Raw genomic sequence first — 12,090 nt, forward strand, 5'->3', positions numbered from 1 at the left:
TACCCTCGTCCTGGCACATAATAAAACATTGGCTGCCCAATTGTGCAACGAATTGCGGCAATTTTTTCCCGATAATGCGGTAGAGTATTTTATTAGTTATTACGATTACTATCAACCCGAGGCATATATTCCCGTCAGCGATACTTATATTGAAAAAACGGCTTCGATTAATGAAGAAATTGATATGTTGCGTCACTCAGCGACGCGATCGCTTTTTGAACGAAAAGATGTGATTGTTGTGGCTTCTATTAGCTGTATTTACGGGTTGGGAATTGCTTCAGAATATCTTAAAGCTGCCATTTCTTTAACAAAGGGAGAAGAAACCAATCAACGCAAACTATTGCGGGATTTAGTTTCTGTTCAATATAAGCGCAATGATACAGAACTCAAACGGGGCAATTTTCGCCTCAAAGGAGATGTTTTAGAAATTGTTCCCGCTTATGAAGATCGGGTGATTCGAGTTGAATTTTTCGGCGATGAAATTGATGCTATTCGCTATCTCGATCCTGTCACGGGAGAGATATTACAAAGTTTACCACAATTGAATATTTATCCAGCGCGTCACTTTGTCACTCCCGAAGAACAGTTAGAGATCGCTTGCCAGGATATTAAAGATGAATTAGAAGCACAATTAGAAGATTTAAGAAAGCGAGAGAAACTCCTTGAATCTCAACGCATTGAACAGCGCACTCGTTACGATTTAGAAATGTTACAAGAGGTAGGATATTGTAATGGTGTAGAAAACTATTCCCGACATTTAGCCCGCAGAAATGCAGGAGAACCACCAGAATGTTTAGTGGATTATTTCCCGAAAGATTGGTTATTAGTCGTCGATGAATCTCATGCTACAGTACCACAAATTCGCGCCATGTACAATGGCGATCGCGCCCGCAAACAGGTATTAATTGAACATGGGTTTCGCCTTCCCAGTGCTGCTGATAATCGCCCTTTAAAAGCGGAGGAATTTTGGGAGAAAGTGAATCAATGTATTTTTGTTTCTGCAACTCCCAGTAATTGGGAAATTGAATTATCTGGCGATCGCGTGATCGAACAGATTATTCGTCCTACTGGAGTCATCGATCCAGAAATTTTTGTGCGTCCAACAACGGGACAAGTTGATGATTTATTAGGAGAAATTAAAGATCGTGCGGCACTTCAAGAACGGGTTTTAATCACAACTTTAACAAAGCGCATGGCAGAAGATTTAACCGAATATTTTGCAGAGAGAGGGATTAAAGTTCGTTATTTACATTCGGAAATTCAATCAATTCAACGTATTGAAATTTTACAAGATTTAAGAAAAGGGGTTTTTGATGTATTAATTGGAGTCAATTTATTGCGAGAAGGATTAGACTTACCGGAAGTCTCTTTAGTGGCTATTATGGATGCTGATAAAGAGGGCTTTTTAAGAACAGAAAAATCTCTGATTCAAACGATGGGACGTGCTGCGAGAAACGTGCGGGGACAAGCGATTTTATATGCAGATAATCTCACGGATAGCATGAAAAAAGCAATTGAAGAAACTGAGCGTCGTCGAGGGATTCAAATGGCTTATAATAAAATGCACAATATTACACCCAAATCAATTGTTAAACAATCTAGCAATGCGATTTTATCTTTTTTAGATATTTCTCGTCGCTTAAATTCACAAGAATTAGAACAAGTTTACGAATATAAGGACGATTTACCTTTGGAAAAAATACCTAATATTATTCAACAATTAGAAGAACAAATGAAAGAAGCTGCGAAAAAGTTGGAATTTGAAGAAGCTGCTAAATATCGCGATCGCATTAAAAATCTCCGCGATCGCCTTTTGGGTCATTCTTAGAACTTGAAGGAAATTTATGTAAAAAGAATTGTTAGACATAGCCTACCTTATAAATCAACAAAATCTAATAAGACAACGCATCCAATAGGGAATATGATAAGGATGAGATTGATCTAGTTTTTGACAGCGATCGCTATAAAAATTGGCAATTTCTAAACTCAAGTTATTTTTCAATTCTGTTTCTGTTAAATTCGAGTAAGATGAACTCAAATGAATTTTATTTTTCCAATAGAGTTTTGCTTTTCTGATTTTTAAGATAACTTCAATGAGTTCTCGTTTTTGAGTTGGGTTGCAACGAGGATTAGTAAATGCTATTTTCCAGCGATCGCAGAATTCTTTCTTGTCTACAAATGTTCCATCTAAGTTTTGACAAGTTCTTTTTACTCTTTCTGAAATAGTTGTGAAATTGTTCTGCATCTCTTCAATTTCTTTTCTTTTTTCTTCTGCAATTTTCTCATCATCATCTTGAGGATCGATAATATCTTGGTTCATATCGTGGTAAATCTTTTCTAAAGAGAGTTTTTCGCCGTTATACATGGGTTTATTTTCATGTGCTGCAAAAAGTTCTGCAAGATCGGGTTCGAGAAAATATGCTTCTTTGTGCATCCATCCTGTAACTATAATTTTACTTTCAGATATTGCTTTGTACATCGTGTCAATATTTGCATACATTTCTTGACAAAGAGTTTCGATATTATTGTAAGATAATTCAATATCAGTATTCTCTAGATCGCGATCGACGAGTACAAAGAGTTTGTCTGGAGATAAATAGGAGTTTTCCGGATCGCGATCGTGCATTTCTAAGAGTGTTTTTCTCACTCGGAGGACATCATTCCGTCCCCCACAAGGTAAAAAAACGGGTCTTTTTTCTCTCCACCATTGCGGGATACAAGCTGTCCAAAAATTAGCATCAGGAATGTTTTCCAGTTGTCTAATTTGTTGCGGTGTACGAATATTAAGGTAGGCGCGATCGCCTTCACAGAGAACAACAATTTTATTTTTAATTCTTCGAGTTTTGAGTATCTTGCTGCAAAATTTCTCTTCTTCTTTGAAGGTCGAATTAGTTGTCATTGTTCTTATCAGCAGGATTCACCATTTTAGGTTCAATTTCTTTGACATGACGGGGAGTAAGTGCCTCGCAAAGATGAAAGGAATGGGTTGCTAAGAGATATTGATTATTTCCCCATGAAGCTAATTCTTGGACAATTGAATATTGCCAGTCTGGATGCAGTCCATTTTCAATTTCATCAATGAGGACAATCGCATCATCTCCCACAGTATACTTGATCCACGCATATAAGCCAAGTCTTTTGAGTTCACCATGACTTAATTCTTCTGGTTCAAGTTCTAAATAATCTCTTTCTGAATTCATTCTACGAACAATAATAGAATCTAATACTTTGTTTGGGAAAATATATTTATTATCACCTAGAAAATGATGAAATTCCTGTACTGTTTCTTGAAAACTATTTGAATATTTTAAGGTTTTTATTGCGGTTTTCCAGTCTTTTTCCTTAGATTCTTTAAAGACATTCAAAATTCCTTTTAAAGCCAATTTATTATAAAGATAAAAATTGGGTAAAGATCGATCGAGATCGAGCAGTGATTTCTCATAATTTTTGGAAATACTAAATAGTGTTTTTTTGGTTTCTCGATTGATAAAAATAAAAGATTGTGTTGGAGGGGCAGCTAAAAAAACTTTTTCTCGGCATTTTTCTAAAACTTCTAAAGCTAAGTCATATTTATTAACTGTAGTTTGACAAAATAACATAATATCTACATTATTTTTAGTGAAAAATTTAGGATATAAAATCGTATTTTTTTCTCCTTGCATTTGCATGAATTCTATTTTTGAAAAAGAAAACTCATTAGATGGGCTAGAATTTTCCAGTAAATTAGATCGGCTAGAATTTTCCAGTAAATATATCTCATCTTTTATTAGTTGAGATTCTGCAAACTCTCTTCCCTCAAAAGAATTTGGATATTTTGTTATTAAATCTTCTAGCTTTGTCTTGAGTTCTTCTATCCTAGATATACGATTTTGATGTTCTAACTCTCTTCCTTTTTCGATCTTATATATTGCAAAAAGACTAGGAATTATATCTAATTTTATATCGTCTATTCCCAGATAAAATTCTTTCATTGAATCTTCTCTTTTGATAATTAAAGGAAGAGTTTTCTGTTCCATTTTTGGTCTTGTACTTGCAGTCCAAGAATGCCTAGAAAATTCTTCAAATTCAGATATTATGTAGAAAAATTGCAAGTCAATAATTTGTTGTTTATACAATATATCAACAGACAAAATAATTTCCGGATGTATTTCTTCTTCAGTTGATATTTTTCTAAAGTCAAAATATTCCGTAATATTTTCTAAAAAAGTTCTCTTCTTTTCATCACAGAAACAAGAAAGTAAAACAAAAATTAGTTGCAAAAGAGTGCTTTTTCCTCCTCCATTTTCACTACTAATAGGAAAAACCTGCGGTGTTAATTCTGGCTCAAAGGTTAATGTGACATTTTTTAGATTTCTAAAATTGGGGACGTGAATTTTTAGAATTTGCATAACAAGTTAATAAGCAATGTAAAACTTTTAGAACATTTAGTCATTTTTGAATCAGCGAGATCGGCATTATCTAAAGTTAGGTGGGCATTGCCCACCTTTACTGTTAAGCAATACACTCTCCTAATTGTTGCAGGATTTTTTCATGTTCTAAATCCTGACCGATGAAGACTAATTGCGTTTTTTGTTCGCGATCGCCCCACTCGTCATCCTCGATAGAGAAGCGCTTCCCACTCAGATGAAAGATATGGCGATCGCCACTTTCCTCAAACCATAAAATTCCTTTTGCACGAAAAATATTTGGCGTTAAATGGTAATCCAAGAACTTCTGGAATTTGCGAACTGACATCGGTTTGTCACTTTGGAAAGAAACTGAGGTAAAACCATCATTTTCTAAGTGATGAGAATGGTCATGATGAGCATGATCGTGATGTTCGTGTTCGTGATGTTCATGATCGTGATGTTCGTGTTCGTGATGTTCGTGTTCGTGATGTTCGTGTTCATGATCTTCTGAATCTATTTGATCAAAATACTTATCCGACTCAAATAAACCAACACTCAAAACCAAAGGGAGAGGAACTTGAGATTTAGTCGTGTGAATAATCCGCGCATCTTGTTTAATATCGCGAATTCTAACTTCTAATAAATCGACATCGGCCTCATCGACTAGATCGACTTTGTTGAGTAAAATAACATCACCGTAAGCAATTTGACTGTACGCTGCCTCGCTATTAAACAAATCTAAACTATAATTGGAACAGTCCACCATTGTGACAATAGAATCGAGACGAGTCATATCTCGCAATTCTGTTCCTAAAAAGGTCAGTGCAACGGGAAGAGGATCGGCTAAACCTGTTGTTTCGACTACTAAATAATCGATTTTATCTTCCCGTTCCAGAATCCGATAAACGGCATTTACTAAATCTTCATTGATAGTGCAGCAAACACAACCATTATTTAACTCGATCATATCATCTTCGGTAGTGATAATCAGTTCGTTATCAATACCAATCTCTCCAAACTCATTCACGAGAACGGCGGTTTTAAGTCCTTCTTGATTGCTTAAAATATGATTGAGTAGGGTTGTTTTCCCGCTACCGAGAAAGCCGGTAATAATAGTTACGGGTAAACCCTGTTTGGGGGCTTCCATTCCAAGCACGTCACTCGGTTGAGAATCGACTGTTTGCATAATTTTTCTGTCCGTAATGTCAAAATTACAAAAGCCTTGTCAAAGTATTCAGCTTATGGCTCTATTGTCCATTATTGCTTAAACTGAGAATGTGGGAAGTTTCTTTCGGAAGACTTCCGCGATCGCACTACTCCATCAAATTATGACTCTAAATCTCTACAACACCCAAACTCGCCGCAAGGAAGCCTTTGTTCCTCTAACCCCCAATGCGGTGACAATGTACTGCTGTGGCGTGACGGTGTACGATTTATGTCATTTGGGTCACGCTCGGTCTTATATTGTTTGGGATACGGTGCGCCGTTATTTGCTGTGGTTGGGTTATGAGGTGCGCTATGTTCAGAATTTTACCGATATTGACGATAAAATTCTCAAACGTGCGAATGAACGCGGAATGACCATGCAGGAGGTTAGCGATCGCTATATCCAAGAATATTTTGCTGACATTCGCCCTCTAAATGTGCTAGATGCGGACGAATATCCCCGCGTTACGGAACATATTCCCCAAATTCAGCAAATTATTCAAGATTTGCTCGACAAAGGCTATGCTTACCCCGCAGAAGGGGATGTTTATTATCAGGTGGAACGACTTCTCGACTACGGCAAACTTTCCGGACGTAAGCTAGAAGATATGCAGGCTGGGGCAAGTGGTCGCGTAAATGAGGGGGGAACAAAAAAGAAACATCCTTTTGATTTTGCCCTCTGGAAGGCGGCTAAACCTGGAGAACCTGCCTGGGATTCCCCTTGGGGTCAAGGTCGTCCCGGTTGGCATATTGAATGTTCGGCGATGGTCAGATCACTTTTCGGAGATACAATCGATATTCATAGTGGGGGTGGAGATTTAGTTTTTCCTCATCACGAAAATGAGATCGCCCAGTCGGAAGCCGCGACGGGTAAGCCATTAGCACAATATTGGCTGCATAATGGCATGGTGAAAATTGGCGGCGATAAAATGTCGAAATCCTTATCGAATTTTATTACGATTCGCAACTTTTTAGAGCATCCTTACGATCCGATGGTATTGCGTTTGTTTGTTCTTTTGGCACATTATCGCAAACCTTTAGATTTTACCGAAGAGGCGATCGCCTCGGCTGAAAATGGCTGGCAAACTCTACAAGAAGGATTGCATTTTGGGCAACGTTATGGGGCTAAATTAGGCTGGAAACTCTCTGAAATGAGTGTAGACTCGAATGCTTATAAAGAGCGCTTTCAAGAGTCAATGGACGATGATATTAACACTCCTGGAGGGTTGGCGGTTATTTTTGAATTGGCGAAGGAGTTACGCAAGGAAAGTAATTTACTTACCCATGAAGGTAAAACAGAAATTGCTTCAGAAGCACTAGAAATACAGTGGAAAACTTTGGTTGAATTAGCGAGTGTTTTGGGTATTGAAGCACAACCCGAGGCAGCAACTGTAGAGGAAATTGGAGAAGCGGAAATTGCTGCACTCATTGAACAACGCACCGCAGCAAGGAACGCAAAAAACTTTGCAGAAGGCGATCGCCTTCGGGATGAATTGAAAGCAAAAGGTATAATTTTGGTCGATAAAGCAGGTGAAACAACATGGCATCGCGGTTAATCAAACAATGCCCACTTTAATTTTAAGTCCACGATTTACAGAAGATTCGCAAACACTTTGGAGGACTGCGATCCAATTGGGTTGGGATGTAGAAAGATTGACCAGTTGGCGAGTTGGCGATCGCTTTCTTTCTCTTCCCGAACCTGTTTTCTATCTCGAAGCATTAATGGCAGAAAATATTGCCGAACAATTTGGCAGAAAATTGCTCCAACTTCCTGCTAATTGGTTGCCTCAACTTCCCGAAGAATATCGCCAACGTTGGGTTTATTTAACAACTTTAGCAGAAGCTAAAATGCTGAAAAAACCTGCTTTTGTTAAACCTCCCAATGATAAAAGTTTTCCGGCTCGAGTTTATTCTAGTTCAGATTTACCAGATGAGTTTGCAAGTGAAACTCCTGTTCTTATTGCGGAAATTGTTCGTTGGGAAAAAGAATTTCGTTGCTTTATTTTAGATCGAGAATTACGAACGTTTTCAATTTATCTTCGCGATGGAGAATTGCAAAGAGAAACAGGATTTCAACATAGCGATCGCGAGGAAATAGAATTGAGACAATTTGTAACAAAATTTCTCTCAGATTCTCGTGTAAATTTGCCTGATGCTGCTTGTTTAGATGTGGGCATTATACGCGATCGCGGTTGGGCAATAGTCGAACAAAATGCAGTTTGGGGATCGGGGATTTATGGCTGCGATCCTGTAGAAGTGTTGCGAGTTCTTACACCCAATTAATCTCAATGCTATCTCAGGGTAAACGCATCTAAAATTATAGCGAAGAAGACAGACAAAAAAGCAAGGATAGAGTTGGAGAAATTGTCTTGTCAAAGAGGTAAAAAAAAGATAAAATGTTTTTGCTTGCTGTTACAATTTATACTAAATTAGATGCGTTTACCCTGATGGTTTGTCCTTCTTTGACATTTGGATGCGATCGCGCTATCTTAGCCTTTTGCGATCGCAACAAGCGATTAAATCTTAAGAATCAGCTATAATTTGCATGAGGCGATCGCAAGATTGATAATTATTCATTGTATGCTTCCATGCCTACACAAGAACAGACCAAATTGCGATCGCCAAAAGCATTATCGATGCGTCCCACGGGCATCCAGTATTTATGTTCTTTCGTCCAAGGTGCAGGATAAGCGGCTATTTCCCGAGAATAGGGGCGATCCCAATCGTCGGATAATAAAGATTGTGCCGTATGAGGGGCATTTTTCAGAGGATTATTCGTTGCATCCATCTTTCCCGCTTCAATGGCTGCAGCCTCCTCGCGAATAGCTAACATTGCCTCACAGAAGCGATCTAACTCTTGTAAAGACTCGCTTTCCGTTGGTTCCACCATCATTGTTCCAATAACCGGCCAGGACATAGTAGGGGCGTGAAATCCATAATCCATCAAGCGTTTAGCCACATCATCCACTTCAATTCCTCCTCGTTTTTTTAAAGGTCGCAGGTCGATGATACATTCGTGAGCCACTAAGCCAGACTTGCCTTTGTATAAAATAGGATAAGCCTCCTCTAGGCGCTTGGCGATATAGTTCGCACTAAGAATCGCCACCTTACTCGCTTGAGTTAGACCTTCCTCTCCCATCATGGCAATATACATCCAGGAAATGACCAAAATACTCGCACTGCCCCAAGGTGCCGCAGAAATTGCCCCAATACTATTTTCTCCCCCCAACTCAACCACAGAATGACCCGGTAAGAAAGGCACGAGATGAGATGCAACCCCAATCGGTCCAACCCCAGGACCGCCACCACCGTGAGGAATGCAGAAGGTTTTATGTAGATTTAAGTGACAAACATCGGCACCATAGTCCCCTGGACGACACAACCCCACTTGAGCATTCATATTTGCGCCATCTAAATAAACTTGACCGCCGTGTTGATGAATCATTTCACATATCTCTGTAACGCCTTCTTCAAAAACGCCGTGGGTTGAGGGATAGGTAATCATCAAAGCAGCAAGATTAGTCGCGTGTTTCTCGACTTTTGCTTTTAAATCGGCAATATTAATATCCCCCTGCTTGTCGCATTTAACCACGACCACCTTCATGCCGCACATGACTGCACTGGCGGGGTTTGTCCCATGTGCGGACTCGGGAATTAAACAGATTTTGCGGTGTCCTTCTCCTCGATGTTCATGATACTTGCGAATGACCTGCAACCCCGCATATTCTCCTTGAGAGCCAGCGTTGGGTTGCAAGGATACATCTGCAAACCCGGTAATTTCGGCTAACCATGCCTCCAATTGCTCAAATAAAATCTGATAACCTCGGGTTTGGGATAAAGGTGCAAAGGGGTGAATCTTGCCAAACTCGGGCCAGGTTACGGGGAACATTTCGGCGGCGGCATTGAGTTTCATGGTACAAGATCCAAGGGGGATCATCGAAGTAGTGAGGGAGAGATCCTTGCTTTCCAAACGGTGTAGATAGCGCAGGAGTTCCGTTTCCGATCGATAACGGGTAAAGACGCGATCGCGCAAATATTCGCTTTCTCGGGCAAAAGGTTCGGGATAGTCAAAATGTAATTCCCTTTCTATTTCTTCCACGGTAAAGGGCAATTTATCGCGGTTACAGAAAGTATTCCAAAGGTCGATCACATCTTCTTTGGTCGTGGTTTCGTCGAGGGAAATGCACACTTGTCCTGGTTCCAATAGGCGTAAATTCGTGCCTCGTGCTTCGGCAACCTTCACGAGGGCTTTTGCGCCTTCTTTCCCGACTCCCGCGCAAACTGTATCAAAAACTGGGACGCGATCGATGCTATAATTCAGTCGTTGGAGTCCGGCTGTGAGAAGAACTGTTAGTTTATGAATGCGTTGCGCGATCGCCTTTAACCCGTCGGGACCGTGATAAACTGCATACATTGAGGCGATCGCCGCCAGTAGCACTTGAGCCGTACAAATATTACTGGTCGCTTTGTCTCGGCGAATATGTTGCTCTCGGGTTTGCAGTGCCAAGCGCAAGGCGGGTTTGCCATGACTATCTTGAGAAACCCCCACCAGTCGCCCTGGAATGTGCCGTTTATGCGCTTCCTTCGTGGCAAAATAAGCAGCATGAGGTCCTCCGTAGCCCAAGGGGACACCAAAACGCTGAGTGCTTCCCACGGCAATATCTGCGCCAAATTCACCGGGAGGGGTTAAGAGGGTTAAACTGAGAGGATCGGCGGCAACGGTTACTAAAGCACCCATTTCGTGAACTTTCGCAATGAAAGAACGATAATCAAAAATCATCCCATTTGTGGCTGGATACTGTAATAATGCGCCAAAAATAGGGGTTTTAAAATCAAAAAGTTCGTGATTTCCAACAATTACTTCAATATCAAGAGGTTGGGCGCGAGTGAGAATCACTTCGATGGTTTGAGGATGACAAGTATCGGCAACAAAAAAGGTATTTACTTTATTTTTGCACAGTCCATAACTCATGGTCATAGCTTCGGCGGCGGCGGTACTTTCATCTAAAAGAGACGCATTGGCAATTTCCATCCCCGTAAGTTCAATAATCATCGTTTGAAAGTTTAAGAGGGCTTCCAAACGTCCTTGGGCGATTTCTGCTTGATAAGGCGTGTAAGCGGTATACCAACCGGGATTTTCTAAAATGTGGCGTTGAATTGGAGGCGGGGTAATACAATCATAATAACCCATGCCAATATAGGAACGATTCAGTTTATTTTTAGAGGCAATGGCTTTGATTTCAGCTAAAGCAGTATATTCACTTTTCGCTACAGGTAAATTAAGAGGTTCTTTGCTGCGAATATTAACCGGAATAGTATTATAAATCAATTCATCTAAACTGGCATAACCAAGACTTTGTAACATTTTCTCCACATCTTTTTCATCGATCCCGATGTGACGTTGAGCAAAATTATCGATTCCATCTTCTCGAGCCGTTGAGGGTAATTGTTGGGGACTCCCGAGGAGTAAAGTGGTCTTGGAGGCAGTTTCGGTGTTTTGCATTCTAGATTTAATGGGTTAGGGCAAAGGGACGAGTGTTTGCAGTTTAGGCAATGTCTTATTATGTTTTAACAAATATTCTCTCAAAAAATGAACAAAAAGGAAGTCAAGGATCGTGCGATCGCACTTTTCGGGCTGTTTTTTCCAGTCTCCTCCGAGAAAATACTGAAATTCTTGGGGTGAGTGCAAAACGCCAAAACGGAATATTTTGAAATTCTTGGGCGATCGCGATCGCGGAAATGGTTGAATTGTCTCCATGCACGAGTTCTGCTTGTGACGCTGTTTCGGCGAAGAAACTCACTTAATGACCAGATTGGAAGATAGATAATTTTTTGGGCTACGTTGTCATCTTGGTGGTAAATATGAGATTGAGGTGGGTTTGCGATCGAGTGTTTCTAGAGCTAAACGAGTTTCGTATAAATTTGAAGCAAGAATTTGAATGAATAAATCAAATATTTGTGTTGCTTGTTCGCGATCGCCATTAAGCAGTATAGGCATGATTGTAAAAATAGCTGCCCAAACACTGGGATTTTTTTCTCGATTTAATTGAGTTTCAATAATTCTCATCCAACCCTCAACATCGGAAGGTTTTTGATAAAGATAGCCATAAGTTAATGCTTTTAAGATTTCTGTGGGCTTTGGAAAAGAATTAAAATATTTCTAGGCAAACCATCATTAGATTCTGCAATTTTTTTAAGTCCTGATGTAACGCGATCGCGAAAATCATCTGATGCAAAACCTCGATTATCAAGTTCTTGGATTAATTCAATTATATGATTCACTGAAAAATTTATTTGAGTTAATCCATAAATCCCACTCCCTGCGTAATATAGATTTGCGTTCATATACTAGATATTGCTCAACAAGAGCGATATCTTCAGGATAATCTGTATCTTCCTGAAAATTTATAACTGCATTTTCTAAGCAAATGCGATCGCATTCTGAAAGATGAGGAAAAACTGCTGTAATTAGATTTGAAGAGGTTGAGCAATGGCG

Annotated in this window: 11 protein-coding genes; 3 read left to right on the top strand and 8 right to left on the bottom strand. The window is 39.7% G+C overall.

Annotation, left to right across the window (positions count from 1 at the left end; all coding sequences use genetic code 11):
• Nucleotides 1–1,828 (top strand): excinuclease ABC subunit UvrB (gene uvrB, locus VB714_RS25400; RefSeq protein WP_323227893.1); only part of this gene is annotated, 1,828 nt, incomplete at its 5' end.
• Nucleotides 1,829–1,882: 54 nt separating this feature from the next.
• On the opposite strand, the gene VB714_RS25405 is transcribed toward uvrB, so the two are convergent.
• From VB714_RS25405 to VB714_RS25415, 3 genes are all read right to left on the bottom strand, one after another.
• Entirely contained in the window at nucleotides 1,883–2,899 is a 1,017-nt protein-coding gene (locus VB714_RS25405; protein ID WP_323227895.1) for a hypothetical protein, read from the bottom strand.
• Nucleotides 2,889–4,388, bottom strand: coding sequence for an AAA family ATPase (locus VB714_RS25410; protein WP_323227897.1), 1,500 nt, complete (start codon nucleotides 4,386–4,388; stop codon nucleotides 2,889–2,891). The genes VB714_RS25405 and VB714_RS25410 overlap by 11 nt, the downstream gene beginning before the upstream one ends.
• Before the next feature lie 103 nt (nucleotides 4,389–4,491).
• Nucleotides 4,492–5,574: a GTP-binding protein gene (locus VB714_RS25415; RefSeq protein WP_323227899.1), complete on the bottom strand. Its 1,083-nt coding sequence runs from the start codon at nucleotides 5,572–5,574 to the stop codon at nucleotides 4,492–4,494.
• A 142-nt stretch (nucleotides 5,575–5,716) separates the two neighbouring features.
• Here VB714_RS25415 and cysS point away from each other — a divergent pair, with 142 nt between their 5' ends.
• Together cysS and VB714_RS25425 are read left to right on the top strand one after the other, a co-directional pair.
• Nucleotides 5,717–7,150, top strand: a complete 1,434-nt coding sequence (cysS, locus tag VB714_RS25420; RefSeq protein WP_323227901.1) for a cysteine--tRNA ligase — start codon at nucleotides 5,717–5,719, stop codon at nucleotides 7,148–7,150.
• Nucleotides 7,125–7,877, top strand: coding sequence for an ATP-grasp domain-containing protein (locus VB714_RS25425; RefSeq protein ID WP_323227902.1), 753 nt, complete (start codon nucleotides 7,125–7,127; stop codon nucleotides 7,875–7,877). Before cysS ends, VB714_RS25425 begins: the two co-directional genes overlap by 26 nt.
• A 286-nt stretch (nucleotides 7,878–8,163) precedes the next feature.
• On the opposite strand, the gene gcvP is transcribed toward VB714_RS25425, so the two are convergent.
• The 5 genes from gcvP to VB714_RS25450 form a co-directional block, all read right to left on the bottom strand.
• Entirely contained in the window at nucleotides 8,164–11,097 is a 2,934-nt protein-coding gene (gcvP, locus tag VB714_RS25430; protein WP_323227903.1) for an aminomethyl-transferring glycine dehydrogenase, read from the bottom strand.
• Nucleotides 11,098–11,200: 103 nt separating this feature from the next.
• Nucleotides 11,201–11,395: a hypothetical protein gene (locus VB714_RS25435; protein ID WP_323227904.1), complete on the bottom strand. Its 195-nt coding sequence runs from the start codon at nucleotides 11,393–11,395 to the stop codon at nucleotides 11,201–11,203.
• A 44-nt stretch (nucleotides 11,396–11,439) separates the two neighbouring features.
• Nucleotides 11,440–11,661 (bottom strand): hypothetical protein, encoded by a 222-nt coding sequence (locus VB714_RS25440; protein ID WP_323227905.1) that lies wholly within the window; start codon nucleotides 11,659–11,661, stop codon nucleotides 11,440–11,442.
• 53 nt (nucleotides 11,662–11,714) lie between these two features.
• Nucleotides 11,715–11,876, bottom strand: coding sequence for a hypothetical protein (locus tag VB714_RS25445; RefSeq protein WP_323227907.1), 162 nt, complete (start codon nucleotides 11,874–11,876; stop codon nucleotides 11,715–11,717).
• A partial coding sequence (locus tag VB714_RS25450) for a hypothetical protein (protein ID WP_323227909.1) occupies nucleotides 11,860–12,090 on the bottom strand: 231 nt, incomplete at its 5' end. The genes VB714_RS25450 and VB714_RS25445, both read right to left, overlap by 17 nt.

The sequence above is a fragment of the Spirulina sp. 06S082 genome, from assembly GCF_034932145.1.
Lineage (GTDB): Bacteria > Cyanobacteriota > Cyanobacteriia > Cyanobacteriales > Spirulinaceae > CCY15215.